This window comes from Telluria antibiotica (genome assembly GCF_011682055.1).
Taxonomy (GTDB): domain Bacteria; phylum Pseudomonadota; class Gammaproteobacteria; order Burkholderiales; family Burkholderiaceae_D; genus Telluria; species Telluria antibiotica.
In genome coordinates this window covers 16,313-41,715 of sequence record NZ_JAAQOM010000002.1, presented here as the reverse complement: position 1 = coordinate 41,715, position 25,403 = coordinate 16,313, and the positions used below count along the sequence as shown (strand labels likewise).

Sequence of the window (25,403 nt, the reverse complement as noted above, 5' to 3'; positions counted from 1 at the left end):
GATGAGGATGAACGACAAGCGTATCCCGATGCGGGCGGTGGCGACCATCGCTGCCATGCTGGCGCTGGCCGGCTGCCTGACGACGCCGAGCACGACGACCTACGACAAGATCAAGGGCGAACTGGCGAGCGGCGCGGCCAAGCGTCCCGCGGCGGCGCCCGCCGTCGACGCGGCCGTCGCCGACGCGCTGCTGCCGCCGGCCGCCGCGCTGGCCACGCAACTGCCGAAGGCGCGGCCCGCGCTGGAAGAACGGTTCAACGTCTCCTTCAACAACGTGCCGGCGCAGCAGTTCTTCCGCTCGATCGTCGCGGGCACTCGCTACAACATCCTCGTGCATCCGGACGTCGCGGGCACCATCACGGCGAACCTGAAGGACGTCACCTTGCAGGAGACGCTGGACGCCGTGCGCGAGATGTACGGCTACGACTACAAGATCGACGGCAAGCGGATCTCCATCAAGCCCCTGACCATGCAGACCAAGATGTTCCACGTGAACTACCTGGTCGGCAAGCGCGCAGGCATGTCGATGACGCGCGTGACGTCGACGTCCGTGTCGAACGCCGTGGGCAACAACGGCAACAACCAGAACAACAATAACCAGGGCGGGCAGAACCCGTTCGGCAACCAGAACAACCAGAACAACCAGAACAACAACGGCAACAACCCGAACGGCCAGGGCGGCGGGCAAGGCGACAGCACGGACGTGTCCACGCAGTCCGCGAACGATTTCTGGGGCGACCTGAAACTCGCAATCGAGGCGATCGTGGGCTCGAAGGAGGGCGGCCGCAGCGTCGTCGTCAGCCCGCAGTCGGGCGTGCTCGTGATCCGCGCGATGCCCGACGAGCTGCGCAACGTGGACGCCTACCTGAAGGCCACGCAGCTCGCCGTCGACCGCCAGGTGATCCTGGAGGCGAAGATCCTCGAAGTGGAGCTGAACGACAGCTACCAGAGTGGCGTCAACTGGGCGTCGTTCGCATCGATCAGGAGCGGCCATGACAACCGCGTGTCGACCGGCATCGTGAGCCCGGGCGCCACACTGACGCCGCTGCCGTTCGGCGGCGGCCAGCCGGGCACGATCTCGGACCCGAGCACGGGTCTTTCGGCCAGCAGCGGGTTCTCGCTGTCGAACGCGGCGGCGACGGCCGGCTCGATGTTCGGCCTCGCCGTGCAGACGGCGAACTTCGCCGCGCTGATCTCGTTCCTCGAGACGCAGGGCACCGTGCACGTGCTGTCGAGCCCCCGCGTGGCCGCCGTCAACAACCAGAAGGCCGTGCTGAAGATCGGCACGGACGAATTCTTCGTCACCGGTGTGCAGACGACGACGAATTCCACGACGACGGGCAATACCGTGTCGCCGAGCGTGACCTTGCAGCCGTTCTTCTCCGGCGTCGTCCTCGACGTCACGCCGCAGATCGACGAGAAGGGCAACATCCTGCTGCACGTGCACCCGTCCGTGAGCCAGGTCTCGACGATCAACAAGTCCGTCAACCTCGGCAGCGCGGGCAGCCTGAGCCTGCCGCTCGCGGCGTCCGCGACGTCGGAACTGGACAGCATCGTGCGCGGCCAGGATGGCCAGGTCGTCGCCATCGGCGGCTTGATGCGGCAATCGTCGACGGCCGACGATTCGCAGCTGCCGGGCACCGGCAGCGTGCCCGTGCTGTCGACGTTGTTCGGCGCGAAGAAGCGCGTGAACCAGAAGCGCGAACTCGTCGTGCTGATCAAGCCGACCATCGTGGAAGGCGTCAACAACTGGAACGACGACCTGCTCGACACGAACCGCCGCATGGACCAGCTCGACCCGCGCACCCGGGGGAACCGCTAAATGTACACGGCGCACTTCGGCCTGCGCGAGCTGCCGTTCGGGATCACGCCCGACACCAGCTTCTTCTTCGGCAGCCCGCATTCGCAGGAAGCCTTGAACACGCTGCTGGTCGCGGCGCGCACGGGCGAAGGCTTCATCAAGATCACGGGCGAAGTCGGCACGGGCAAGACGCTGTTGTGCCGCAAGTTCATGGCGACCTTGGGCCCGGAATTCGTCACCGCCTACGTCCCGAACCCGTACCTGGAGCCGCGCACGCTGATGCTCGCGCTCGCGGACGAGCTGGAAGTCGCGTACGACAAGGACGCCGACCAGCACCAGGTGCTGAAGGCCATCACGCACCGGCTGCTGCAACTGGCGGGTGACGACAAGCGCGTGCTGCTGTGCCTCGACGAGGCGCAGGCGATGCCCGTCGAGACGCTGGAAGCGCTGCGCCTGTTGACGAACCTGGAGACGGAAAAGAGCAAGCTCCTGCAGATCGTGCTGTTCGGCCAGCCGGAACTGAACCGCAAGCTGGAACTGCAATCGATCCGCCAGCTGGCGCAGCGCATCACCTTCCACTACCACCTGGGACCCCTGTCGCGCGACGACCTCGATTACTACGTTGCGCATCGCTTGCGCGTGGCGGGGTATGACGGCGCGCGCCTGTTTTCGCACGGCGCCGTGGCGCGGCTGTATTCGGCCAGCGGCGGCGTGCCCCGCCTGGTCAACATCCTCGCGCACAAGAGCATGATGCTGAGCTACGGGCAGGGACGCCAGCAGGTCGCGCGCGCGCACGTGAGCGCGGCCGCGCGCGACACGCTCGCGACGAGCCGGCGCCGCGTGTGGCCCTGGGCTGCGTTGTCGGCCGGCCTCGTGGCCGCGGCAGCCGGTGCGGCGTGGACGTTGAGCCATTGACGGGGACCGCGAATGAGCCTGATTAACAAGATGCTGCAGGACCTGGACGCGCGCGGCACGCCGAAGGATGGCGCGCTGCCGGGCCAGGTGAAACCCGTCGAGCGTGCACCGGCGCGGCCGCAGGGGAAGGTCATCGCGCTCGCCGTCGGCGGCGCCGTGGCTGCGCTGGCGCTGGGCTGGCTGGGCTGGAATCAGCTGCACGGCAGTGCGAAGCCGGCGCCGCTTGCCGTGGCGGCGGCCCGGAAGGCGGCGCCCGTCGTCGTCAATGTGCCCCGATCCGTGACGGGCCCCGTGCAAGCGGCGAGCGTGCCGGCGGCGGCGAGTGCGCCCGCACCCGCGCCGGTCGTCGCACCTGCGGCCACCGTGGCCGCGCCGGTCGAGGCGGCGCCTGTCGCCGCGGCCGATGCGGATGCCTCTCCCGCAAGACACATGAGCCGGGCCGAACGCCGTGCCGAGCGCAAACGCCTCGCGCGCGAGGGCAAGGAAGAGGAAGCGGCCGCGCGCAAGCACGCGAAGGCGGAGAAGGTGACCGTCGTGCGCGCGCAGGACGTCCTGCCGATGGAGCCGGACAGCGAGCAGGCGCGCGAGGCACGCCGCGCGATGGCGCAGGCGCTGGCGGCGCGCGGGAAGTCCGCGAAGACGACGTCGGCCGCCATGCTGGCCGCCGCGCGCGCGGCTGCGCATGAAGAGGGCACCAAGGCGAGGCACGGCACCGAGGGCCGGCAGGAGACGGCCAAGCAACGCGCGGAAGGCGAATACCGGCGCGCGCTCGCGAGCCTGCAGGAAGGACGCACGCTCGACACCGTCGCGTCGCTCGAGCAGACATTGAAGTACGATCCCGCGCACGAGGCGGCACGCCAGACGCTCGTCGGCCTGCTGATCGAGGCGAACCGCCCGGACGAGGCGATGCGCCAGCTGCAGCTGGGCCTGACGCTCGATCCGCGTCAGCCCGCGATGGCGAAGCTGCTCGCGCGCCTGCAGATCGAACGGGGCGGCAACGGCATCGACACCTTGACGCGCACCTTGCCGTACGCCGGCAACGATCCCGACTACCATGCCTTCCTGGCCGCCGCGCTGGCACGCCAGCAGCGCCACCGCGAAGCGGCCGAGCAGTACCAGCTGGCCGTGCGCGCCGCGCCGTCGAACGGTGTGTGGTGGATGGGGCTCGGTATCTCGCTGCAGGCCGAGAAACGCAATGGCGAGGCGCTCGACGCGTTCCAGCGGGCGCGTGCGAGCGGCGGGCTGACGCAGGAATTGCAGGGCTTCGTCGAGCGACGCATTCAGCAGCTGTCGCACTGACACGTTCGAGGCCCGCGGGCGCGGGACACATGACGCGCACGTCCGCGCGGGCTCGGGGAGCCCACCCTACAGTCGCGGCATGATGCGCCATGGTGGCACAGCCGTAGGGTGGGCACCCCGTGCCCACGCGCAACGCGGATACGCCGCGAACGCCCGCGCCGGCCCGAGACCTCACACCTTGGCGAGACGCTCCAACGCGAGCGCCAACGTCTCGTCCTTCTTCGCAAAGCAGAAGCGCACGATCCCGGACTCCGTCGGCCGGCTGTAGAACGCCGACACGGGAATCGCCGCCACCTTCACCTCGCGCGTCAGCCACTGCGCGAACTCCGACTCGGACAGGTCCGAGATCCCGTCGTAGCGCACGCACTGGAAATACGTGCCATCCGCCGGCAGCAGGGTGAAGCGCGTGCCGGCCAGCCCGGCGCGGAACAGGTCGCGCTTGCGCTGGTAGAACGCCGGGAGGTCGCGCCACGGCGCCGGGTCGCGCATGAAGTCGGCCAGGCCAGCCTGCATCGGCGTGTTCACACTGAACACGTTGTACTGGTGGACCTTGCGGAATTCCGCCATCAATGAAGCGGGTGCCGCGACATAGCCGACCTTCCATCCCGTCACGTGATACGTCTTGCCGAAACTCGACACGACGAACGCGCGCTCCGCCAGCACGGGATGCCGGCTCACGGACGCATGCGGCTGGCCGTCGTACACCATGTGTTCGTAGACTTCGTCCGACAGGATCAGGATGTCCGTCCCGGCGACGATGTCGGCCAGCGCGTCGAGGTCGGCCTGGCGCAGGATGGTCCCCGTCGGGTTGTGCGGCGTGTTCACGACGATCATCCGCGTGTTCGGCGTGACGGCCCGCGCGACGGCGTCCCACGGCACGCTGTAGCCTGCTGCGTCCACCCGCATGGCGACGGGCACGGGCACGCCGCCGGCCAGCACGATCGCCGGCTGGTAGCTGTCGTAGCAGGGTTCGATGACGATCACGTCGTCGCCCGGATGCACGGCGCACAGGATCGCCGTGATGATCCCCTGCGTGGCGCCGGCCGTCACGGTGATCTCCGAGTTCGCGTCGTAGGCGTGGCCGTACAGCGCGGCGGCCTTGGCGGCGATGGCCTCGCGCAGCGGTGCGAGGCCCGTCATCGGCGCGTACTGGTTGTGGCCGGCGCGCATCGCGGCATCGACGGCGTCCAGCAGGCGTGGGTCGCAAGCGAAATCGGGGAAGCCCTGGCCCAGGTTGACGGCGCCGGACTCGGTCGCGAGGGCCGACATCAGGGTGAACACGGTGGTGCCGACGGCCGGCAGGCGCGATTGCAGGACGGGTGTGGTCATGGTGCGGACGGTGTGAAAAGTGATCGGGTCATTCTACCGTGGCCGGGGCCTCGGTCTTGACCCAGGCGTCGGGCGTCATGATGCGGAACAGGTTCTCGCGCGCGGCGCGGCGCGCCAGCTTCAGCAAGGCCTTGTCCTTCGTGACGAGGACGGCCGCGTCGGCATCGCGCGCGATCTCGAGGAATTTCTGGTCGTCGCGGTCCGTGCAGACGGGCAGGCGCACGGCACGCGACGTCGGCGCCACGACTTCGATCAGCGCGTCGAACGCGGCCGCCGCCTGCGGGCGCGTCGCGTCGTCGAGCGGCAGGTGCGAATAGTGGAGGACGATCCGGTATTCGTCGCGGCAGTCGGCGCGGGTCACGGCGCGCACCGTGCCGGCTTCCAGCGCGGCGAGCAGCGGCGCCCAGCGCGGGTCGCGGAAAACGAACAGGTCGAGGCAGACGTTGGTGTCGATGACGATGGGTTTCGTTGAAGCAGGTATCATGTCAGCAATTTTACCCGTTGTACGTGTTTCCATAACTAATGCTGATCGTTCTTTCGCCCGCCAAGTCCCTCGACCTCGATTCACCGCCCACCACCCAGGCGCGCACGACGCCCCGCTTCATCGATGAGGCCGCCGCATTGATCCGCGTGCTGAAACCCAAGTCGCCGACGGAGATCGGCGCGTTGATGGACATCTCCGATCAATTATCGGTGCTGAACGTGACGCGCTATGCCGACTGGCACCCGGACCATGCGACGGCGCGCCAGGCCATCATGTCGTTCGACGGCGACGTCTACACCGGCCTCGCCGCGCGCACGCTCGACGCGGGGGCGCTGGCCTATGTGCAGGCGCGCGTGCGCATCCTGTCCGGCCTGTATGGCGTGCTGCGTCCGCTGGACGGCATGCACCCGTATCGCCTGGAGATGGGCACGCGCCTCGCGAACCCGCGCGGCAAGGATTTGTATGCGTTCTGGGGCGAGCGCGTGACGGCGGCGCTGAACGCGGACGTGAAGGACGCGGGTGCGCCGGTCCTCGTGAACCTCGCGTCGGAAGAATACTTCAAGTCCGTGAAGCCGAAGCTGCTGGACGTGCCCGTGATCACGCCCGTGTTCGAGGACTGGAAGAACGGCAAGTACAAGATCATCTCGTTCTTTGCCAAGCGGGCGCGCGGGATGATGGCGCGCTATGCGGCCGAGCGAGGCATCGTCGACGTCGAGCGCTTGAAGGACTTCGACGTCGACGGCTATGCGTTCGACGCGGCCGTGTCGACGGACAAGGCGTGGGTCTTCCGGCGCCGCGTCGAAGGCTGACGGCTTCCGTACCCATGCAAACGGGATGAGCGCATATCGCAGGTTCAAAGGCCTGTTGCGGGTCACGTTCCTCGGCACGAGCGATAGTCCCGGTCGTGCGCTGGACGTCGTGACCGGCACGCTGGCGCGTCCGGAAGGCCCGCGTCGCTACCTCATCGCCGTCCCCGACGACGCGCCGCCCGTCGGTGCGCCGCTCGTCATCGTGCTGCACGGCGGCGGCGCGTCGGCGGCGCAGGTGATGGGGCGGGCGTTCCCGCCGTCGCCGTTGTCGCTGCTGCTGGAAATCGCCGCGCGCGAGCGGTTCGTCGTCGTGGCGCCCGACGCGGGCGAGGGCGGATGGGCCGACGGCTGCGCGCGGTCGGCCCGCGCGGCCGGCCGGGACGACGTCGCGTTCGTCGATGACCTGATCGTCCGCGCCATCGCGGAGCACGGCGTCGATCCGGCGCGCGTCTATGTGGCCGGCGTGTCGCGCGGCGGCTGGATGGCGTACCGGATCGCGAGCGCGATCCCGCACCGGCTGGCCGCGTTCGCGGCGATCCTCTCGCCGATGCCCGAATCGGGCCCGGGCAGCGCGCCGGAAGCGGCGCTGCCGGCCCTCATCGTCGGCGGCACGGCCGATCCGTTGCTGCCTTACCGCGGCGGCAAGTATCGCTATGCTTTCAATCTTATGGGGCGTCTAAGGAGCATCGACGACAGCGTCGCCGTCTGGCGCGGCCTCGGCGGGCTGCACGATGCGCCGGCGACGTCGGCGATCGCGCCCCGCAGCGGGCAGTGCAGGACCCGCGTGACGCATACCGTCTGGGGCGCCGACCCCGCCGGCATGCAGGTGGCACTGTACCGGATCGACGGTGGCGGCCATGCGGAGCCGAGCCGGCTGAAACGGTATCCGTCCTTCATCAACCGGCTCACGGGCCGGCAGAACGGCGACGTCGAAATCGCGGAAGCCGTCTGGGCGTTCTTCAAGGAAAAAAGAAACGCCCGCATGAGCGCGGGCGTTTGAAGATCACTGCACGGCGTCTTTCGGCGCCGGTTTCGGGCCGGCCTTGGCCCAGAACTTCCACCACGGCGCGTCGCCGTTGCCCTTGCCGCCCGTGAAGCGGCTGTCCGGATAGTTCGCCGTGAAGATGCGTTGCGTGTCGTCGCGCAGGTCGAACATGCCCAGCTTGTCGTAGCAGCGGATCATGATGAACAGCGCTTCCTCGCGCGCGGGCGCCTGGCTGAATTGCGTGACGGCGCTCTGGGCGCGGTTCAGCGCGGCCAGGTAGGCGCCGCGGCGGTAGTAGTAGTTCGCCACGTGCACTTCGTACTGCGACATCGCATTGGTCAGGTAGTTCATGCGAGCGATCGAGTCCGGTGCGTATTTACTGTTCGGGAACTTGTCGACCAGTTCCTTGAACGCGGCAAACGCTTCGCGCGTCGCCTTCGGGTCGCGCTCGGTCGGGTCCTGGGCGTAGATGAAGCTGAGGAAGCCGATCTGGTCATTGAAGTTGATGAGGCCGCGCAGGTAGTACATGTAGTCGACCTGCGGATGGTTCGGGTGCAGCTTGATGAAGCGTTCGACGGCTGCCAGCGCCTCCGCCTGGTCCTGCGCCTTATAGTGCGCATACGCGATTTCCATCTGCGCCTGGGCGGCGTAGGTGCCGAACGGGTAGTTGGATTCGAGGCGCTCGAACAGCTTGATTGCGGCTTCGTAGTGGCCGCCCGACATTTCCTCTTGCGCGTCAGCGTATAATTTCGATGCTGACACGTTCTTGTTTTCGTCGGATTTATCCGGTAACAATCCGCAAGCTGACAAACTGAGCAGGACGCTGGTCACAACCACCAAAGACAATTTTTTTTGCATAAGCTCTATTGCAAGAAAGTTTTACCGAGATTCAACGAACGGCTGATTATAGCCGATGGGACTGACGTGATATTAACTGCTGCGCCGAATTCGGCGGAAAACCTTTTCGACCCCGACCTGGACGAGGACCTCGACGCCGAGCTCGACGCCGGATTCGGCTCCGCGCCGGGTGCCCCGGACGACACGCCGATCACCCTGGAACTGGGCCCCGAACACTGCGGCCAGCGCCTCGACAAGGTCGTGGCGGGCCTGGTGCCGCAATTCTCGCGCAGCCGCCTGCAGCAATGGTTCGACGAGGGCCACGTCATGGTGGACGGCAAGCCGGCCAAGGGCAAGAGCACGGCGTACGGCGACGAGACGATCGTCGTCGTGCCGCAGCCCGCGCCGGAGGATACCGCATACACGCCGGAAGCGATCGCACTGGACATCGTCCATGAAGACGACGCCATCATCGTCATCAACAAGCCGGCCGGCCTCGTCGTGCATCCGGGTTCCGGCAACTGGTCCGGCACGTTGCTGAACGGCTTGCTGCACCATTGCCCGCAACTCGTGTCCGTGCCGCGCGCCGGCATCGTGCACCGCCTCGACAAGGACACGAGCGGCCTGATGGTCGTCGGCAAGACCCTGGAAGCGCAGACGGACCTCGTGCGCCAGCTGCAGGCACGCACCGTGAAACGCGAATACCTGGCCCTCGTGTGGGGCACGCCGCGTCCGTACGGCACGATCGATACCGCCATCGGCCGCGACCCGAAGGACCGCGTCAAGATGGCCGTGTCGAACAGCCCGTCGGCCAAGCCCGCCATCACGCATTACGAGCTGCTGGAGACGGGGGAGCTGGACCGTCGTCCCGTCAGCCTCGTGCAATGCCGCCTGGAGACGGGCCGCACGCACCAGATCCGCGTGCACATGCAGTCGCTGGGCTACAGCCTCGTCGGCGACACCGTGTACGGCAAGCAGCACCTGCGGTCGTTCTTCCACCGCCAGGCACTGCAGGCGCGCCGCCTGGGCCTGACGCATCCGGCCACGGGCGAGCACATGGAGTGGGTCGTGCCGCTCGCCGACGACTTCGCGGAACTTCTGGAGCAGGCCGGGATCGAAGAACCGGAAGCGAATTGATGGCTTGGCCCTTGCCTGATGCCGACCTGATTCTTCCGGCCGCGCCGGACCAGTGGCCCGATCTGCCTGACGCGTTCGGAGCACTGGCCACGACGCGCCGCGGCGGCGTCAGCGTGGGCCCATATGGCGACAACCGCGGCGGCGGCGGCCTGAACCTGGGCCTGCAGACGGGCGACGATCTGGAGCACGTGCACGCGAACCGCGCGCGGCTGGCAGCGCGCCTGCCGGGCCGGCCCGCGTGGATCGCACAAGTGCACGGCGCCGACGTCGTCGATGCGGCAGCCGTCCAGCCGGGCGGGCCCGTGCTCACCGGCGACGCGAGCATCGCGACGGTGCCGGGTGTCGTATGCGCCGTGCTGACGGCCGATTGCCTGCCCGTGCTGTTCGCGGACTTGGGCGGCAAGGTCGCGGGCGCCGCGCACGCGGGCTGGCGCGGGCTGGCCGCCGGTGTGCTGGGGCAGGCGGTCGCGGCCATGCGTGGGGCCGGGGCGGGCGAGATCACCGCGTGGCTCGGGCCCGCGATCGGACCCCAGGCTTTCGAGGTCGGCGGCGACGTATTGGCCGCGTTCGAAGCGGCGCTGCCGGGGCAGGCGGCCGACGCGTTCAAGCCTTACCCGGGCCGGCCGGGCAAGTTTCTGGCCGACATGAATGCGTTGGCGCGGCGCATGCTGGCGCGCGACGGCGTCACGCGCGTGCACGGCGGCGGGCGCTGCACGGCCACCGAAGCCGACTGGTTTTATTCCTACCGCCGCGACGGCGTCACGGGCCGTCAGGCCAGCCTCATCTGGCTGAAATAGGCGCGGCTCAGTGCGTGCCGTAACTGCCGCCGCCATCGGCGCAACCATGCGCGGCGGCGCTCCCATCCGCAGCCGGGGCATGGCCGCCCACCGGCGTCATCACGGTCCCGTCAGGCGCGCGCAAGGCCGCCTCTGCCTCCCGCGTGCGCCGGCGACGCGATCCCCCAAGGTAAAAAACGATTGAGAATGGCAACACGCCGTAGCCGAAAAAAGTCATAATGCCGCCAACCACAGTCGGCTCCGTCGCCGCCATCAGGGTCACGACGTACATCCATCCTATGGCCACGATCCACATGCGATGCTCCGGTTGCTGTCGATAAAACGATTCTACACAATGGACGCCTTATGAATACGCCTGATGCTACCCCGCAGATGCTCGCCGCGCCCTGGATGGCGCCGTTTGCGCAATTCAATGACCCTTCCGCCTGGCAGTCGTGGATGAAACTCCCCGACGGTACCGACGGTACGGCGGCATTCGCGCCGGTGGCAAAGATGCTCGGGGACATCGGTGCGGGCCTGTCGCAGGCGAAGCTGGAAGCGCTGCGCGACGACTACATGCAAAAGGCGCTGAAGCTGTGGCAGGACTTTGTCACGGGCAAGCTGCCGTCGTTCACCGACCGGCGCTTCGCCGCGCCCGAGTGGACGGCGAATGCAATGTCTGCGTACAGCGTGGCCTCGTACCTGCTGAACTCCGAATTCCTGCTGGCGCTGGCCGACGCCGTGGAAGCGCCGGCGCGCGACAAGCACAAGATCCGCTTCGCCGTGCAGCAGATCGTCGACGCGATGTCGCCCGCGAACTTCCTCGCGACGAATCCGGAAGCCCAGCAAAAAATCATCGAGACCAAGGGCGAGAGCCTGACGAAAGGCTTGCAGAACATGCTGGCCGACTTGCAGAAAGGGCGCATCTCGCAATCGGACGAATCCGCGTTCGAGGTCGGACGCAACGTCGGGGTCACGCCGGGCACGGTCGTGTTCGAGAACGCGTTGTTCCAGCTGATCCAGTACACGCCGACGACGCCGACCGTGCACGAGGTGCCGCTGCTGATGGTGCCGCCGTGCATCAACAAATACTACATCCTCGACCTGCAGCCGGAGAATTCCCTCGTCCGCTACCTCGTGGAGCAGGGCAATACGGTGTTCATGGTGTCGTGGCGCAACCCCGACCAGGGCCTCGCGGGCACGACATGGGACGACTATATCGAGCAGGGCGCCATCCGCGCGCTGGACGTCACGCGCGCGATCACGGGCATGGACAAAGTGAACGTGTTCGGCTTCTGCGTGGGCGGCACGATTGCCGCGACAGCGCTGGCCGTGCTGGCGGGGCGCGGCCAGAAGCCGGCCGCCAGCCTGAGCCTGTTCACGACGTTGCTCGATTTTTCCGATACCGGCGTGCTGGACGTTTTCGTCGACGAGACGCAGGTGAAGCTGCGCGAACAGCAGCTAGCGCGTGGCGGGCTGATGCCGGGACGCGACCTGGCGACCACGTTCTCCGCCCTCCGTCCGAACGACCTCGTGTGGAACTACGTCCAGCAGAACTACCTGAAGGGCAAGACGCCGCCCGCGTTCGACATGCTTTACTGGAACGCCGACAGCACCAACCTGCCGGGCCCGATGTATTGCTGGTACCTGCGCAACACGTATCTCGAGGACAAGCTGAAGGTGCCGGGTGCGCTGACGGTGGCCGGCGTGAAGGTCGACCTGGGCAGCATCGATTGCCCGACGTTCCTGTACGGCTCGAAGGAAGACCACATCGTCCCGTGGGAAGCGGCGTTCGCGTCGATGACCCTGCTGAATCCGAAGAAGCCAAAGAACAACCGCTTCGTGCTGGGGGCGTCGGGCCATATCGCGGGCGTCATCAACCCGGCGTCGAAGAACAAGCGCAGCTACTGGGTCAATGAGGGCGGGCGCACCCGTCCGAAGACGGCGGGCGAGTGGATGACGGGCGCCGTCGAGAAGAAGGGCAGCTGGTGGCCCGAATGGGCGACATTCCTGGCCGAATTCGGCGGCGACGACGTCGCGCCGCCGGCGCAGCCGGGCAGTGTGCAATTCCCGCCGGTCGAGCCCGCGCCGGGACGTTACGTCAAGGCGCGCGCGGATTGAACAGGGCGACGCGAAGCCTTGTGAAAAAAATCATTCAGTTGCTCAGCGAATAATTGCTGCACCTGCGTTCGCAACGTGGTATTTTTAGCGGATATCCTCTTGGAATCGGAGACGCCGCGGGACGATCCCCGCGGTCGCCGCATAATAAATGCGCTACGGCGCTGTACATGGAAATGAGATGAGTAGTGTTAAAAAAAGCACTGAACGCCTGATCAAGAAATACCCGAACCGCCGGCTGTACGACACCCAGACCAGTTCTTACATCACCTTGTCCGACGTGAAGCAACTCGTGCTCGATTCCGACGAGTTCACGGTCGTGGATGCGAAGACGAACGAAGACCTGACCCGGAGCATCCTCCTGCAGATCATTCTGGAAGAGGAAGCGCACGGCGTGCCGATGTTCTCGAGTGGTGTGCTGTCCCAGATCATCCGCTACTACGGCCACGCGATGCAGGGCATGATGGGCTCGTACCTGGAAAAGAACGTGCAAGCGTTCACGGACATCCAGAACAAGTTCGTCGGCTCGGCCGCGGGCGCGCTGGAAGGCAAGCCGTTCAGCACGGAGATGTGGACCCAGTTCATGAACATCCAGGGCCCGATGATGCAGGGCATGATGAACAATTACATCGACCAGAGCAAGAACCTGTTCCTGCAGATGCAGGAGCAGATGCAGAGCCAGAGCAAGGCGATGTTCGGTGCGTTCCCGTTCGGCGTGCCGCCGGAAAAGAAGTAATCGCAGCGGGCGGCGTGCCGGGACAAGGTCCCGGCGCGTCCGGCTTGCGCAAACAACGACGCCACCCTCGGGTGGCGTTTTTTTGTATTGCCAGGTCGTCGTCACGACGCGTTGCGCGCATGTCATGTCCTGCCTGCCGCATTTCGGTCGGCATGGTGCTCTTCGCGTCCACTTGCTGTAAAATCGCGGATTGCCCAAAATTTTTGCCGCACTTTGACAATGCAAGAACTCCGCCGCAATCCTCTTCCCGCCACCATCGATGCCGCCGGCAACGCGAATCCTCCCAAGGTCGGTTTCGTCTCGCTCGGCTGCCCGAAAGCGCTCGTCGACTCCGAACAGATCCTCACGCAGTTGCGCGCGGAAGGCTATGAAACGGCCAAGTCGTATGCCGGCGCCGACCTCGTGATCGTCAACACGTGCGGCTTCATCGACGCCGCCGTGCAGGAATCGCTGGATGCCATCGGCGAGGCGCTGGCCGAGAACGGTAAAGTCATCGTCACCGGCTGCCTCGGCGCGAAGAAGGATGCGAGCGGCAGCGACATCATCACGAAGGTGCACCCGAAGGTGCTGGCCGTGACGGGCCCGCACGCCGTCGCCGAAGTGATGGAGTCCGTGCACACGCACCTGCCGAAGCCGCACGACCCGTTCATCGACCTCGTGCCGGACCATGGCGTCAAGCTCACGCCGAAGCACTACGCGTACCTCAAGATCTCGGAAGGCTGCAACCACCGCTGCAGCTTCTGCATCATCCCGTCGATGCGCGGCGACCTCGTGTCGCGTCCCATCCATGACGTGCTGCAGGAAGCGGAGAACCTGTTCAAGGCCGGCGTCAAGGAGCTCCTCGTGATCTCGCAGGACACGAGCGCGTACGGCGTCGACGTCAAGTTCCGCACCGGATTCTGGAACGGCCGTCCCGTCAAGACGCACATGACGCAGCTGACGGAAGCGCTGGGCCAGATGGCCAGGCAGTACGGCGCGTGGGTGCGCCTGCACTATGTGTACCCGTACCCGCACGTGGACCAGGTGATCCCGTTCATGGGGGAGAATGTCCTGCCTTACCTCGACATCCCGCTGCAGCACGCGCACCCGGACGTCCTGAAGCGCATGAAGCGCCCCGCGAGCGGCGAGAAGAACCTCGACCGCATCCAGGCGTGGCGCAGGATGAACCCGGACCTCACGATCCGCTCCACGTTCATCGCCGGCTTCCCGGGCGAGACGGACGCGGAATTCGAATACCTGCTGGACTTCCTGAAGGAAGCGCAGATCGACCGCCTCGGCTGTTTCTCGTACTCGCCCGTCGAGGGTGCGACGGCGAACGAGATTGCGAATCCCGTTCCGGACGAAGTGAAGGAAGAGCGGCGCGCGCGCGTGATGCTGCTGCAGGAAGAGATCTCCGCCAAGCGCCTGCAGGCGAAGGTCGGCAAGACGATCCGCGTCCTCGTCGACGAAGTGGGTCCGCGCGAAGCCGTGGGCCGCTCCGCCGCCGACGCGCCGGAGATCGACGGCGTCGTCCACATCAAGCGCGCCCTGACGCCGGGCAAGGCCAAGCCGGCCGTGGGCGAATTCATCGACGTCGTCGTGACGAAGGCGGACGCGCACGACCTGTGGGCGACCGTCGCCTGACCTGCTTGCGAACGGAGGTGGTGGCGTGACGAAGAGGTCCATCGAGACGACGCTGACGCACAGCGACTACGAGCCTCCCGCGGGCTTCGCCGCGTACCCGACGGCGATCCACCACGCGTCGACGGTGCTGTTCAAGGACGTGGCCAGCATGCGCGCGGGCGACTGGCGTAACAAGACGGCCTATACGTACGGCCTGCACGGCACGCCCACGACGTTCACCCTGGAGGCGCGCCTGGCCGCCATCGAAGGCGGCGAGTACTGCCTGCTGGCGCCGTCGGGCCTGGCGGCGATCTCGATGATCCTGCTGGCGCTGTTGAAGGCGGGCGACGACGTGCTGCTGCCCGATAATGTCTACAACCCCACGCGCGAGCTGGGGCGCTGGCTGGCGAACGATTTCGGCGTCTCGGCGCGCTTCTACGACCCGCTCGTCGGCGCGCGCATCGCGGACCTGATCCAGCCGAACACGAAGCTGATCTGGACGGAAGCCCCCGGTTCCGTGTCGATGGAAGTGCCGGACCTGCCCGCGATCTGTGCGGCCGCGCACGCGCGTGGCATCCCCGTCGCGCTGGACAACACGTGGGCCGCGGGCCTCGCGCTGCGCGGCTTCGACGTCGGCGCCGACGTCGTCATGCAGGCGCTGACGAAATACCAGTCGGGCGGATCGGACGTGCTGATGGGCGCCGTCATCACGCGCGACCGCGCGCTGAACGACCGCATCGCCGCATCGCACATGCGGCTCGGCATGGGCGTGGGCGCCGACGATGTCTACCTCGTGCTGCGCGGCCTGGAAACGATGAAGCTGCGCTTCGACGCGCACGATGCGGCCGCGCGCAAAGTGGCGGCATGGCTGAAGGGACGTCCGGAAATCGCGAAAGTGCTGCACCCGGCGTTCCCGGACTGCCCCGGCCACGACGTGTGGCAACGCGACTTCACGGGTGCGGGCGGGCTGTTCTCCGTCATGTTCGATGCGCGCTATGCGAGCGAGCAGGTCGACCGCTTCGTCGATGCGCTGGCGTTGTTCGGCATCGGCTACAGCTGGGGCGGGACGCACAGTCTCGCCGTGCCTTACCGCATGCAGGGCATGCGGCGCAACTGGACGGATGCCGGCGCGCTCGTGCGCTTCAACATCGGGCTCGAAGGCGTCGACGATCTCATCGCCGATATCGAGCAGGCGCTCGCGAAGCTGTAAGGCGTCGTTCCGTTAAACGCGTGGGGACGTAGGGTGGGCTCCCTGAGCCCACGCGGACGTTTGCGTGGTGTTGGCGTTACGCGTGGGCACGGGGTGCCCACCCTACGATGAGGCATCGCGCGTCGATTACACCGGCATCGCACGATTGTTGTTCAGGTCGAGGAAGCCGCGAATGATGCGGTACGCCATCCACACCCACGCGCCCGCGCCGACGAGCCACGCCAGCGGTATCCCGATGAACGTAAACACGAGAAACAGCGCGACGGCCATCCACAGCACGTAGAACCAGAACGACCGGATCATCCACGTATGGTGCGTGTACACCATCGTCCCGGCCGTGTCCGGGCGGCGGATGTAGTTGACGATCAGCACGAGGATCGACAGCGTGCCGAGCGAGAAGAAAAAAGTGAGTGCGTGCGCGACGTACAGGACGCGGGCGAATTGCTTCGCATCCTCGATGCCGCGCTCGTAGACGAGTTCCTGGGCCATGGTTTCTCCGGAAAGTGGGGGCCGCGGCACGGCCTCGGATCAGAAGTAATAGCCGATATTAGCATTGAACCGATGACCGGACGATTTGGCACCTCCGCCCGCGCCCAGCGCGTTGCCGAAGCCCGGTGAGAGGTAGGGCTGGTTCGTCGCGTTCGAGACGTCGATCATGGCGACCCAGCCGCCCGCCGAGAACGTCACGCCCGTCACGTTCTGGTAGCTGTCCGCGTAGCCCGCCGCCGATTTGCGGATCCGGCTCCAGTCGTTGTAGACCATGAACTGGCTGAGCGGCCCGATCGAACCGGGAATCTTGTACGTGACGTTCGCGATGTCGATGTGGCCGCGCGCCGCGAGACGGTTCGTGAAGCCGAACGCACCGATCAGCACGCAGTCGTTGTCGCACGCGCCGTACCAGCTGCCGGCAACGGAACCGTTGCCCGTGAAGTCGTTCGCGTACTTGACCGTCTCCAGCTGGACGCCGAGATTGCCGAACGTGCCTGCGACGTGCACGGCGCCGGCCCGGCGGTTGCCGTCGGACAGCGCGGGGCTCGTCGCGGCGAGCCGTCCCGCCAGCGCCGAGGCGCCGATTTCCACCTTGCCGCCGGCGAGCGCCAGCGGGTGGGCGAGTCGCGCGACGAACGTATTTTTCTCTTCGCGGCCATAGCTTTTCATCAGGTGGTTGCTGTAGCGGACGGAATCCAGCCCGTCGAGTTCGCCGACGCTGCGGGTCCACGACAGCAGGTGGCGGCCATCCGACGGGAAGAAGGCGGCGTCGATGTTCAAGTCACCGATCTTGCGCAGGTAGTGCAAGCCCATCGCGTACGTGTCTTCGTAGCCGGCGTACCACGCGATCGATTCGAAGAAGTTGTTCGAGGCATAGGGCAGGATGCCGAAGGGCATGCGGTCCTGGCCGACGTGGAGTTCGCCCTTGTCGGCGAAGCGATAGCCGGCCCACAGGTATTCGTTGAACAGCATGTCGGCGCCTTTGCTGGCACCGGTCTGGCGGCTCGTGTAGTGATAATACCGTTCGCGGCCCGCCGCGAGGAACCGGCCGTCGTCGTACTTGAAGCCGAGGCGCGCCGTGTCGAATTCGAGCGTGCCCTTGCGCTGGTCGTTCCAGCTGAGGGCTTCCACCCACATGCGGATGGCGCCGTCGAATTTCAGCGCACCCGCGCCGGCTTGCCCCGCGTCTGCCGCGGATGCGCCCCCGGTCGACAAGGCGAGGCACGCGCCCGCGATGGCGCAGGCGAGGGGGCGGGCGTGTTTGAGCTTATTCACTGATTTGTTTCCTGGTGGTGCGGAGAAGAACGGGATTGCCATGGGCTGCCGGGGTGGTCTCGGCGTCGATATGGAATTCGCCGACGAGCGACACGAGCAGCGCGGCCTGGTCGTGCAGGCTTTCGGACGCCGCCGCGGCCTGCTCGACGAGCGCGGCGTTCTGCTGGGTCGTGCCGTCCATCTGCGCGATGGCCTGGTTGACCTGGGCGATGCCGCTGCTTTGTTCGGCACTGGCGGCGCTGATCTCGACGACGATGTCGGTGACGCGCCGCACGCTCGCGAGGATCTCTTCCATCGTGCGTCCGGCCTCGCCGACGAGGGTGCTGCCGGCGCCGACCTTGTCGACGGAGTCGCCGATCAGGCCCTTGATCTCCTTCGCGGCCGATGCCGAGCGCTGCGCGAGGTTGCGCACTTCGCTCGCGACCACCGCAAAGCCGCGGCCCTGCTCGCCCGCGCGCGCCGCCTCGACGGCCGCGTTCAGCGCGAGGATATTGGTCTGGAAGGCGATGCCGTCGATGACGCCGATGATGTCGACGATCTTCTGCGACGATTCCTTGATGGAGCCCATCGTGTCGACCACCTGGGCCACCACGGCGCTGCCGCGGGCCGCGATCTCCGATGCGCCTTGCGCCAGCTGGTTGGCCTGGCGCGCGTTGTCGGCGTTCTGGCGGACCGTCGACGTCAGTTCTTCCATCGACGCGGCCGTCTCTTCCAGTGCGCCGGCCTGCTGCTCGGTGCGGGCCGACAGGTCGGCGTTCCCCTGGCTGATCTCGGTGCTGGCCACCGCCACGCTGTCCGAGCTATGGCGCACGCGCGCCAGCACGTGCTGGAGCTTGGCGACGAAGTCGTTGAAGCCGCCGGCGATCTTGGCCAGCTCGTCGTTGCCTTTGACTTCCATGCGCGCATTGAGGTCGGCGTTGCCGCCCGCGAAGCCGGCCATGGCCGTGGCGAGCACGCGCAGGGGCTTGGTCAGGCGGTTCAGCACGGCCACCAGCACGGCTGCCGCCGCGACGGCGCACAGGACCGATACGAGGAGCGTGTAGGTGAGCAGGTCGCGCGACGCCGCGGTGACCACGCGTTGCGGGAAGCTGAGCTTGATCGCCCACGGCGGGATGTCGCGCGCCAGCTGGATCGGTTGCAGCAGGTGGACCTGGCCGTGTGTGTCCACATACTCGTAGGTCTGGCCCTGGCGGACGGCCTCGAGGCCGGCGGCGGGGATGTCGTCGGCCTTCTTGCCGGTGAGGGCCGGGTCGGGATTGCTGGCGTACAGGCCGCCGTTCGAGACGAGCGCCAGATGGCCGCCGTCGATGACCTTCATCGACGCGAGGATTTCGCCCAGGCGGGCCAGGCCGAAGTCCACGCTGACGACGCCGCGCACTTCGCCCTTCGTGATGATCGGGACGTTAAACGACGTCATCGCCACCGGCTTGCCGTCGATGGGATACGTATGCGGCTCCGTCATATAGGTCTTGCGCGTGGTCTTCGGGATGTCGTACCAGTCGTCGCCGTGCGGCTTGTTCGTGAAGACGATGGGTTCCACGTGCAGGCCGCCCCCCGCCTGGCGCGAGTAGTAGGGCATTGGGCGGCCGGTGTCGTCGTATTCCGGTTTCTTGCCGGCGTACTCGGCATCCTTGCCGTCGAGCGCGTTCGGTTCCCACGTGACGGTGGAGCCGTTCAAGTCTTCCGAATCGAGGATCGTCGCCTTGACCAGCTCGTTCACCTGGTCGCGGGTCAGCGGCGCGTCGGCCCCGCGCGTCGTGCGCATTGCGCGCGTGACGCCCAGCACGGTCGTCAGGTGCGCGCCGAGGCGCGCCTGGACCGCGGCGGCGGCCTCGCGGGCGGTCGTGCGCGCCAGCTGCATGCTCGATTCCTCGGCGCTGCGGCTGCTGCGGATGCCGGTGACGGTCGAGGTGGCGGCGAGGCTGAAGATCACGAGCACGGTCGCGGTGAGGCAGATCTTTGCGTTCAGGCTCAAGGAACGCAAGGCGGAACGGATTGCGCCCGGGGCGGGGCAGTGCGGCGAAGCGGGCTGCGGTTGCAGCATTCGGCTGGAGGTCATGGCGGATATCGGGAGAGTGGCGCGGTCAAAAAATAGTTCCGTGTGGAAAATTCTAGAGCGGCCGGGCACGATCCGATCAACAGCGTGATCGAAAGTCACGCGTAAAGACGCTAGTGTATCCTAGAAGCAACACTTTTGCTGATGTTCAATTACATATCGGGCAATAACCGCACGACCGTGCATGCCCTTGGCGGAGCGCGGGCGGGCAACCGGCACCGATGGCCACTCGGCGCGGCGCGCGGTACGAGGGAGTCAGGAGTCGCGCGTGGCCTGCTGCACCCAGGCGACGAGGCGGTTCGCGTCCATGGCGCCGGCCTGGCGGGCGATCTCTCGGCCCCCGTGGAACAGGGCGATGGTCGGGATGCTGCGAATGCCGTAGCGCGCGGCGAGGTCTTGCGACGCCTCCGTGTCGACCTTCAGCAGCCGGACGCGCGGCTCGAGGCGGCCGGCGGCCTGGGCGTAGGCGGGCGCCATCATGCGGCAGGGACCGCACCACGCGGCCCAGAAGTCGACGACGACAGGGATGTCGTTGCGCGCGACGTGCTTGTCGAACCGGGCGGACGACACGTCGGTGGGAAGGGCCGTGAACAGGGCTTGCGCGCATTTGCCGCAGACGGGCTGGTCAGGCAGGCGCGCGGCGGCGACGCGGTTGACGGCGTCGCAGTGCGGGCAGACGATGTGCAGGGAATCGGCCATGGTACCTATATGGACGCCTCCCTTTTGCAAGGTATTTTTCAGCTTTGTTCAGACGAGGAAAGTCGCAGTTCTATATCCGGCCTTGTATGCGGTAGCGCCGCTGGCCCCGATGAAATCCGCTGACCCACACCTCATTCTCCGGGCGGGCTAAAAGCCCCAGGTACCATTCAGGTTTAGTGGATCCCGGTCTGACCTGTCTGTCATCGCTATCAATACCTAACGCAACTGGTGACGTGCCATCCTTTCGTAAGTTGATTAGGTTTTACGCCGCTGCCGCCGCGTGCGGCCGCACACTGACGTGGTCCTTGTCATACGCACGCTCATGGGCAAGTACCGCCCAGATCATGCGCGCCATCTTGTTGGCCAGCGCAACGATCACCACGTTCGGTGGCCGTCGCTGGCTCAGTTGCTTCAGCCACGGACCGGGTTCCTTGGCATGCCGAAGCACCGCTCGGGCACCATGGATCAACAAGGTGCGCAGATAGACATCGCCGCGCTTGCTCATGCCCAGCAGTCGTATTTTGCCTCCACTGCCGGTCTGGCCCGGTATGAGCCCGATCCAGGCCGCAAACTCACGGCCGGACCGGAACGCCTTGGCGTCTCCCATGGCGGCCACCGCAGCCGTGGCGGTCAGCAGGCCGACACCGGGAATCGCGAAGATCGCGTTGGCAACTCGGTCTTGCCGCATCCATGCCAGCAGTGATGCCTCGATGCGGACGATGCGCTCATCCAGTCGAGCCAATTCGTTCCACTGGTCGCGCAGTGTGTCGATCAACGGCGCCGGCAACCGTTCGGCCAGCCGATCGAGCGCCGCTTTCATGCCGCTGTCGAAGGCTTTCCTGCCCGTGCCGAATACTTCGCCGTACTCGCCCAGCAGGCCGCGCAACTCGTTGATTTGCGCCGTACGTACCTTCACTAACTGTTGGCGGATCCGGTGCATCGCCAGCACGGCCTGTTGGCCCTCGCTCTTGACCGCCACGGCCTTCACTTCCAGCTGCTGCGCCGCCATGTAGATCGCGCGTGCGTCGGCCGAGTCGTTCTTGTTTCCGCAAACGAAAGCCTTGACCATCTTCCCGCTCATCAGCTTCACTTCGTGCCCCAGCGCCTGCAGCTTGCGCGCCCAGTGCTGCGAACCGCCGCATGCTTCCATGCCGACCAGGCAAGGTGCGCGGTTGGCGAACCACTGCAAGAACTGCGCGCGCTTGATTTGCTGGTTGATCACTTCGCCTGTTTCCTTATCCACCGTGTACAGCTGGAACACGCTCTTGGCCGTGTCGACACCGACCACCGATTTGGGAGTAGCATTCATGATGTGGATCCTCCGGTTAGCCTTGAAAGCCTTCAGACTTTCACTTTAGGCGCTTCCGACGCCGTTGGCCCGCGGGGTCCACCTTCCGCTCCCCTCAAATATTTTTCCTTCTATCCATCGCTCTTATGGCGCACTTCGCTTGAATGGCCGAGGTGGGAGGCGTCCATTTCATTCTCCTGTGCGTATCGCGTACCGCGTATTGTAGCGGCGGGGCGGCGCGTGCGCCGTCCGCCATGCCTTCCAGCATAGAATCGGATGCCGGGCGCATGCCTTCCAACATGGGTTCAGATGAGCGAATTGCAATCCACTGCGAGCGGGCGGCCGTTGATCGGCTGTGCCGGCTGGGGCATCCCGAAGGAAGCGGCTGCCGCGTTTCCGGCCGACGGCAGCCACCTCGAGCGCTATGCGGCCGTGTTCCCCGCCGTCGAGATCAACTCGTCGTTCTACCGGCCGCACCAGCCCCAGACCTATGCCCGCTGGGCTGCCAGCGTGCCGGCGGCATTCCGCTTTTCCGTCAAGCTGCCGAAAGCGATCACGCACGAGGCGCGGCTGCGCGATGCCAACGACCTGCTCGACCGCTTCCTGCGCGAGGCCGGGGAACTGGGACCGAAGCTGGGGTGCGTGCTCGTCCAGCTGCCGCCCAGCGGTGTGTTCGAGTCCGACGTCGTCGCGGACTTCCTGCCGCGGCTGCGCGCACGGTTTTCCTGCATGCTGGCGCTGGAAGGACGGCATCCGACGTGGTTCGGCGAGGCCGCGACGGCGCTGCTGCGCGAACACGGCGTCGCGCGCGTGATCGCCGATCCGCCGGCCGGCCAGCCCGGACCGCACGTGCCGACGACGGCCGCGTCGTACATCCGGCTGCATGGCACGCCGCGCGTCTATTATTCGGCTTACCCGCCCGAATTCCTGCGCGACGTCGAGCAGCGGATCGCGGCGCTGGCGCGGCCCGATGCGGACCTCTGGTGCATCTTCGATAACACGGCCGAGGGCCACGCGGTGCCGAACGCACTGGACGTGCTGCGTGGCGTCGACGAATCATGGTTAGCGCGACATTCCGCTTCTACGGTGAATTGAACGACTTCGTCGCACGCGAGCGGCGGGGGCACGCGTTCACGACGCCGTGCGCGCGCGCGGCCACGACGAAGCACATGGTGGAAGCGCTGGGCGTGCCGCATACGGAGGTCGAGCTCGTGCTCGTGAACGGCGCGCCCACGGGACTGGACGACATCCTGGAAGAGGGCGATCGCGTGGCCGTCTATCCGCGCTTCACGAGGTTGCCCGTGGCCGACGTCGCGCGGATCGACCAGCGGCCGCCCGGGCGCGTGCGCTTCGTCGCCGACGCCCACCTCGGCCGCCTCGCGCGGCTGTTGCGCATGGCGGGCTTCGACACCGTGTACCGCAACACGCTGCACGACGCCGACGTCGAGGCGATCGCGCTGGAGGATGGACGCGCCGTGCTGACGCGCGACCGGGCGCTCCTGAAGCGGCGCGGCATCGACTACGGCTGCTATGTGCGGGCGCTGAAGGCGGAAGACCAGTTGCGCGACGTGTTCGACCGCTTCGGCCTGGCCGAGCGCGTCCGGCCGTTCACGCTGTGCCTCTCGTGCAACGCGCCGCTGCGGCCCGTGGCGAAGGCCGACGTGATCGACCGCCTGCCGCCCCGCGTGGCTGCGGCGCACGACGAATTCAGCACGTGCGATTGCTGCCACGGCGTGTTCTGGAAAGGTTCGCACTGGCAGCGGATGGCGGGCGTGCTCGCTGCGGTCGCCGGCGATGCCGCGCATTGCGATACACTGGTGCCCGGACGAGCAATCCGTTGACGGCGTGACCCCATGTTGCAGCAAGTATCGATACCCATCCGCACCGAATGTCCCCCTGGCGCCTGCGTCTGCGAGCGAGAGGTGCTGCTGGCCGACCCCGAGGCCGACCTGCGTCCGCTGCGCCTCACGCGCGCGGAGGAGCAGCGCCTGCTCGAGCGCATCGATGCCGTCACCAGCTACGACGAACTCAGGCGCCTGCAGGACCGCATCCGCGCCAATCTCGGCGTCGAACTGCGGATCGTGCCGGGCCCGAACGAGGTGCGCACGTTGCGCGGTATCCTGATCGTGCTGGAAGACAGGCCCGGCCTGTGCAAGAAGGTGCGGCAGTCCGTGCCGGCCGCCGTGCGCAGGGTGCTGGACCGGCATCCCGAGATCACGTATGCGATCCTCGATGCGCATGGCCTTTTTGGCGACCCCTGAAGAAAGGCTGTGTTCGCGTTAATTCGGTGACGCGGCCGTTTAGCCGAGCTGAACGGCAGCACACCGCAGATGCACAGGCGTCGTCAGCCGTCGCGCATCGAGCACCCGTTGCCAGCCCGAGTAATTGATCAAGTAGCGGCTCGCGACACCGCGGAACCGCACCAGCCAGCTCTTGAAGCGGCTGTGCCAGGCATTGACGTTTTGTAGATGGATTGCGCCGCGTGACCGGCCGCCTGGCTTCGTGTTCACTGCCTCGTGCATGATGCCGGCTTGCTCCGCAAAGTGATGGTATGAAAGCGCCGAATCGCTGATCAGAAGGACGTCCGCCGGCAGCACCGGTTTGAGGCACGCGTGCAGTTGTGCAGCCGTCACCTGGCCGCGACCAGTGTGGAAATCAAGGGTCTGCCCGGTGCGGTCGCGTGCGACGAGAAGGCAGTCGAGTTCACCGCTGATTCCGCGCTTTGTCGCAATGCCGCCGCGCTTCCTCGGCTTGCGGGTCATGTTGCGCGAACCCTTCTGCGATTCCAGGTGATACGTCTCGTCCGCTTCGACGATGGCAGTCAGGATTGATGGCCGATCGCGCATGGCACCGGGCACGAAGCGATGGCGCCAGCGAAAGCTGGTCGTTCGATGGACGCCGACGACGCGCGCCGCCTCGCGCACGGTGCGCGATTCGAGCACGCACTGCAGGTACGCCAGCCAATGCTCTTTCTTTCGTAACCTTGCCAGCGGCGTACCCGTCAACGCGTTGAAACTGCGCCCGCAGCCGAGGCAACGAAAGCGCTGCAGGCCGCTCGCCTGGCCGCACCGGTGGACGCGGGCACAACCGCAGCGCGGACACGGCCGCCCTCGCGCGGCCTGCTCGATCAGGGCGATGCACTCAGCCGGATGCGCGACGCCCGCGATCCATTCCCGCAGCCGGACCAGGTCGGCGGCGGAAAGCTGTACCTCCGCCAACTGGGCGAACACATCGTCGAACGGCACGCCGCGCATCGTCACTCCTCATGAGTTAACTCGACGATGCGTATGACCGCTGCAACGCGGTTCAGTTCACATAACTACCGCGAACACAGCCTGAAGAAAAACAGCCGGCGGGGCCGGCTGCGAAAAGACTTATGCAAGTACTACGGGTCTTCCGTGAATCATGGAAGGTACGCGACGTACCGATGAGCAAAGAGCATGCCACTCCAGGTATATGCTGACAAATCAGTTACTTGCGAAAAATAACTGAAGAGGGTGCGAGCTCCTGTAAAAGAAACCGACAGTTACAGTCCGCCGGTTATTCAAAATCAATAAG

At 66.4% G+C, this 25,403-nt stretch carries 24 protein-coding genes; 14 read left to right on the top strand and 10 right to left on the bottom strand.

Annotation, left to right across the window (positions count from 1 at the left end; all coding sequences use genetic code 11):
• Nucleotides 1-7: 7 nt before the first annotated feature.
• From mshL to HAV22_RS03155, 3 genes are read left to right on the top strand one after another with little or no spacing between them, the layout of a single operon-like run.
• Nucleotides 8-1,822, top strand: coding sequence for a pilus (MSHA type) biogenesis protein MshL (gene mshL, locus HAV22_RS03165; RefSeq protein ID WP_229421047.1), 1,815 nt, complete (start codon nucleotides 8-10; stop codon nucleotides 1,820-1,822).
• Complete coding sequence (locus HAV22_RS03160; protein WP_166856469.1) at nucleotides 1,823-2,716, top strand: ExeA family protein; 894 nt, start codon at nucleotides 1,823-1,825, stop codon at nucleotides 2,714-2,716.
• A 12-nt stretch (nucleotides 2,717-2,728) separates the two neighbouring features.
• Nucleotides 2,729-4,015: a tetratricopeptide repeat protein gene (locus HAV22_RS03155; RefSeq protein WP_166856467.1), complete on the top strand. Its 1,287-nt coding sequence runs from the start codon at nucleotides 2,729-2,731 to the stop codon at nucleotides 4,013-4,015.
• A gap of 171 nt (nucleotides 4,016-4,186) precedes the next feature.
• Here HAV22_RS03155 and HAV22_RS03150 read toward each other — a convergent pair whose 3' ends face one another.
• The gene (locus tag HAV22_RS03150; protein ID WP_166856465.1) at nucleotides 4,187-5,344 is read right to left on the bottom strand and encodes a pyridoxal phosphate-dependent aminotransferase; all 1,158 of its coding nucleotides are present in this window, start codon (nucleotides 5,342-5,344) and stop codon (nucleotides 4,187-4,189) included.
• 28 nt (nucleotides 5,345-5,372) lie between these two features.
• Nucleotides 5,373-5,828 (bottom strand): putative toxin-antitoxin system toxin component, PIN family, encoded by a 456-nt coding sequence (locus tag HAV22_RS03145; RefSeq protein WP_166856463.1) that lies wholly within the window; start codon nucleotides 5,826-5,828, stop codon nucleotides 5,373-5,375.
• 38 nt (nucleotides 5,829-5,866) lie between these two features.
• Here HAV22_RS03145 and yaaA point away from each other — a divergent pair, with 38 nt between their 5' ends.
• A complete protein-coding gene (gene yaaA, locus HAV22_RS03140) occupies nucleotides 5,867-6,637 on the top strand; it encodes a peroxide stress protein YaaA (protein ID WP_166856461.1) in 771 nt (256 codons plus the stop codon).
• Between the two features lie 25 nt (nucleotides 6,638-6,662).
• Nucleotides 6,663-7,637, top strand: a complete 975-nt coding sequence (locus HAV22_RS03135) for a CE1 family esterase (protein ID WP_166856459.1) — start codon at nucleotides 6,663-6,665, stop codon at nucleotides 7,635-7,637.
• 3 nt (nucleotides 7,638-7,640) lie between these two features.
• On the opposite strand, the gene HAV22_RS03130 is transcribed toward HAV22_RS03135, so the two are convergent.
• Complete coding sequence (locus tag HAV22_RS03130; RefSeq protein ID WP_166856457.1) at nucleotides 7,641-8,480, bottom strand: outer membrane protein assembly factor BamD; 840 nt, start codon at nucleotides 8,478-8,480, stop codon at nucleotides 7,641-7,643.
• Nucleotides 8,481-8,546: 66 nt separating this feature from the next.
• On the opposite strand from HAV22_RS03130, the gene HAV22_RS03125 reads away from it, so the two are divergent.
• On the top strand, nucleotides 8,547-9,596 hold the full coding sequence (locus tag HAV22_RS03125) for an RluA family pseudouridine synthase (RefSeq protein ID WP_166856455.1): 1,050 nt from the start codon (nucleotides 8,547-8,549) through the stop codon (nucleotides 9,594-9,596).
• Nucleotides 9,596-10,393 carry a peptidoglycan editing factor PgeF gene (gene pgeF / locus HAV22_RS03120; protein WP_166856453.1) on the top strand — a complete coding sequence of 266 codons (798 nt, stop codon included), beginning with the start codon at nucleotides 9,596-9,598 and terminating at the stop codon, nucleotides 10,391-10,393. The genes HAV22_RS03125 and pgeF overlap by 1 nt, the downstream gene beginning before the upstream one ends.
• 7 nt (nucleotides 10,394-10,400) lie before the next feature.
• On the opposite strand, the gene HAV22_RS03115 is transcribed toward pgeF, so the two are convergent.
• Nucleotides 10,401-10,688, bottom strand: coding sequence for a hypothetical protein (locus tag HAV22_RS03115; RefSeq protein WP_166856399.1), 288 nt, complete (start codon nucleotides 10,686-10,688; stop codon nucleotides 10,401-10,403).
• Nucleotides 10,689-10,738: 50 nt separating this feature from the next.
• Here HAV22_RS03115 and phaC point away from each other — a divergent pair, with 50 nt between their 5' ends.
• The 4 genes from phaC (at nucleotide 10,739) to HAV22_RS03095 (ending at nucleotide 16,038) form a co-directional block, all read left to right on the top strand.
• Entirely contained in the window at nucleotides 10,739-12,493 is a 1,755-nt protein-coding gene (gene phaC, locus HAV22_RS03110; protein ID WP_166856451.1) for a class I poly(R)-hydroxyalkanoic acid synthase, read from the top strand.
• Nucleotides 12,494-12,671: 178 nt separating this feature from the next.
• Nucleotides 12,672-13,226 (top strand): polyhydroxyalkanoate synthesis repressor PhaR, encoded by a 555-nt coding sequence (phaR, locus tag HAV22_RS03105; RefSeq protein WP_075796072.1) that lies wholly within the window; start codon nucleotides 12,672-12,674, stop codon nucleotides 13,224-13,226.
• Between the two features lie 219 nt (nucleotides 13,227-13,445).
• Nucleotides 13,446-14,849: a 30S ribosomal protein S12 methylthiotransferase RimO gene (gene rimO / locus HAV22_RS03100; protein WP_166856449.1), complete on the top strand. Its 1,404-nt coding sequence runs from the start codon at nucleotides 13,446-13,448 to the stop codon at nucleotides 14,847-14,849.
• 25 nt (nucleotides 14,850-14,874) lie between these two features.
• Nucleotides 14,875-16,038: a cystathionine beta-lyase gene (locus tag HAV22_RS03095; protein ID WP_166856447.1), complete on the top strand. Its 1,164-nt coding sequence runs from the start codon at nucleotides 14,875-14,877 to the stop codon at nucleotides 16,036-16,038.
• 126 nt (nucleotides 16,039-16,164) lie between these two features.
• On the opposite strand, the gene HAV22_RS03090 is transcribed toward HAV22_RS03095, so the two are convergent.
• The 5 genes from HAV22_RS03090 to HAV22_RS03070 all read right to left on the bottom strand — a co-directional run bounded on the left by HAV22_RS03090 (nucleotide 16,165) and on the right by HAV22_RS03070 (nucleotide 21,866).
• Nucleotides 16,165-16,527: a DUF4870 family protein gene (locus HAV22_RS03090; protein ID WP_166856445.1), complete on the bottom strand. Its 363-nt coding sequence runs from the start codon at nucleotides 16,525-16,527 to the stop codon at nucleotides 16,165-16,167.
• 39 nt (nucleotides 16,528-16,566) lie between these two features.
• Nucleotides 16,567-17,802 (bottom strand): hypothetical protein, encoded by a 1,236-nt coding sequence (locus HAV22_RS03085; RefSeq protein WP_166856443.1) that lies wholly within the window; start codon nucleotides 17,800-17,802, stop codon nucleotides 16,567-16,569.
• Nucleotides 17,795-19,861 (bottom strand): methyl-accepting chemotaxis protein, encoded by a 2,067-nt coding sequence (locus HAV22_RS03080; protein ID WP_308789190.1) that lies wholly within the window; start codon nucleotides 19,859-19,861, stop codon nucleotides 17,795-17,797. The genes HAV22_RS03085 and HAV22_RS03080 overlap by 8 nt, the downstream gene beginning before the upstream one ends.
• Nucleotides 19,862-20,113: 252 nt before the next feature.
• The gene (trxC, locus tag HAV22_RS03075; RefSeq protein WP_166856441.1) at nucleotides 20,114-20,557 is read right to left on the bottom strand and encodes a thioredoxin TrxC; all 444 of its coding nucleotides are present in this window, start codon (nucleotides 20,555-20,557) and stop codon (nucleotides 20,114-20,116) included.
• 262 nt (nucleotides 20,558-20,819) lie between these two features.
• Nucleotides 20,820-21,866 carry an IS110 family RNA-guided transposase gene (locus HAV22_RS03070; protein ID WP_166856438.1) on the bottom strand — a complete coding sequence of 349 codons (1,047 nt, stop codon included), beginning with the start codon at nucleotides 21,864-21,866 and terminating at the stop codon, nucleotides 20,820-20,822.
• A gap of 288 nt (nucleotides 21,867-22,154) precedes the next feature.
• Here HAV22_RS03070 and HAV22_RS03065 point away from each other — a divergent pair, with 288 nt between their 5' ends.
• From HAV22_RS03065 to HAV22_RS03055, 3 genes are read left to right on the top strand one after another with little or no spacing between them, the layout of a single operon-like run.
• Nucleotides 22,155-22,940, top strand: coding sequence for a DUF72 domain-containing protein (locus tag HAV22_RS03065; protein ID WP_166856435.1), 786 nt, complete (start codon nucleotides 22,155-22,157; stop codon nucleotides 22,938-22,940).
• Complete coding sequence (locus HAV22_RS03060) at nucleotides 22,904-23,686, top strand: Mut7-C RNAse domain-containing protein (protein ID WP_166856433.1); 783 nt, start codon at nucleotides 22,904-22,906, stop codon at nucleotides 23,684-23,686. The genes HAV22_RS03065 and HAV22_RS03060 overlap by 37 nt, the downstream gene beginning before the upstream one ends.
• Before the next feature lie 12 nt (nucleotides 23,687-23,698).
• On the top strand, nucleotides 23,699-24,106 hold the full coding sequence (locus HAV22_RS03055) for a hypothetical protein (protein WP_208296039.1): 408 nt from the start codon (nucleotides 23,699-23,701) through the stop codon (nucleotides 24,104-24,106).
• A gap of 39 nt (nucleotides 24,107-24,145) precedes the next feature.
• Here the strand turns inward: HAV22_RS03055 and HAV22_RS03050 are convergent, their stop codons facing one another.
• Complete coding sequence (locus HAV22_RS03050; RefSeq protein WP_166856431.1) at nucleotides 24,146-25,099, bottom strand: IS1595 family transposase; 954 nt, start codon at nucleotides 25,097-25,099, stop codon at nucleotides 24,146-24,148.
• Nucleotides 25,100-25,403 lie beyond the last annotated feature (304 nt).

Coding starts and splice junctions, on each gene's coding strand:
- mshL (WP_229421047.1), top strand. CDS start 8: ATGAACGACAAGCGTATCCCGATGCGGGCGGTGGCGACCATCGCTGCC.
- HAV22_RS03160 (WP_166856469.1), top strand. CDS start 1,823: ATGTACACGGCGCACTTCGGCCTGCGCGAGCTGCCGTTCGGGATCACG.
- HAV22_RS03150 (WP_166856465.1), bottom strand. CDS start 5,344: ATGACCACACCCGTCCTGCAATCGCGCCTGCCGGCCGTCGGCACCACC.
- HAV22_RS03050 (WP_166856431.1), bottom strand. CDS start 25,099: ATGCGCGGCGTGCCGTTCGACGATGTGTTCGCCCAGTTGGCGGAGGTA.
- HAV22_RS03145 (WP_166856463.1), bottom strand. CDS start 5,828: ATGATACCTGCTTCAACGAAACCCATCGTCATCGACACCAACGTCTGC.
- HAV22_RS03135 (WP_166856459.1), top strand. CDS start 6,663: ATGAGCGCATATCGCAGGTTCAAAGGCCTGTTGCGGGTCACGTTCCTC.
- yaaA (WP_166856461.1), top strand. CDS start 5,867: ATGCTGATCGTTCTTTCGCCCGCCAAGTCCCTCGACCTCGATTCACCG.
- HAV22_RS03070 (WP_166856438.1), bottom strand. CDS start 21,866: ATGAATGCTACTCCCAAATCGGTGGTCGGTGTCGACACGGCCAAGAGC.
- phaR (WP_075796072.1), top strand. CDS start 12,672: ATGAGTAGTGTTAAAAAAAGCACTGAACGCCTGATCAAGAAATACCCG.
- HAV22_RS03155 (WP_166856467.1), top strand. CDS start 2,729: ATGAGCCTGATTAACAAGATGCTGCAGGACCTGGACGCGCGCGGCACG.
- HAV22_RS03055 (WP_208296039.1), top strand. CDS start 23,699: ATGTTGCAGCAAGTATCGATACCCATCCGCACCGAATGTCCCCCTGGC.
- rimO (WP_166856449.1), top strand. CDS start 13,446: ATGCAAGAACTCCGCCGCAATCCTCTTCCCGCCACCATCGATGCCGCC.
- HAV22_RS03065 (WP_166856435.1), top strand. CDS start 22,155: ATGAGCGAATTGCAATCCACTGCGAGCGGGCGGCCGTTGATCGGCTGT.
- pgeF (WP_166856453.1), top strand. CDS start 9,596: ATGGCTTGGCCCTTGCCTGATGCCGACCTGATTCTTCCGGCCGCGCCG.
- HAV22_RS03080 (WP_308789190.1), bottom strand. CDS start 19,861: ATGACCTCCAGCCGAATGCTGCAACCGCAGCCCGCTTCGCCGCACTGC.
- HAV22_RS03060 (WP_166856433.1), top strand. CDS start 22,904: ATGGTTAGCGCGACATTCCGCTTCTACGGTGAATTGAACGACTTCGTC.
- phaC (WP_166856451.1), top strand. CDS start 10,739: ATGAATACGCCTGATGCTACCCCGCAGATGCTCGCCGCGCCCTGGATG.
- HAV22_RS03130 (WP_166856457.1), bottom strand. CDS start 8,480: ATGCAAAAAAAATTGTCTTTGGTGGTTGTGACCAGCGTCCTGCTCAGT.
- trxC (WP_166856441.1), bottom strand. CDS start 20,557: ATGGCCGATTCCCTGCACATCGTCTGCCCGCACTGCGACGCCGTCAAC.
- HAV22_RS03090 (WP_166856445.1), bottom strand. CDS start 16,527: ATGGCCCAGGAACTCGTCTACGAGCGCGGCATCGAGGATGCGAAGCAA.
- HAV22_RS03115 (WP_166856399.1), bottom strand. CDS start 10,688: ATGTGGATCGTGGCCATAGGATGGATGTACGTCGTGACCCTGATGGCG.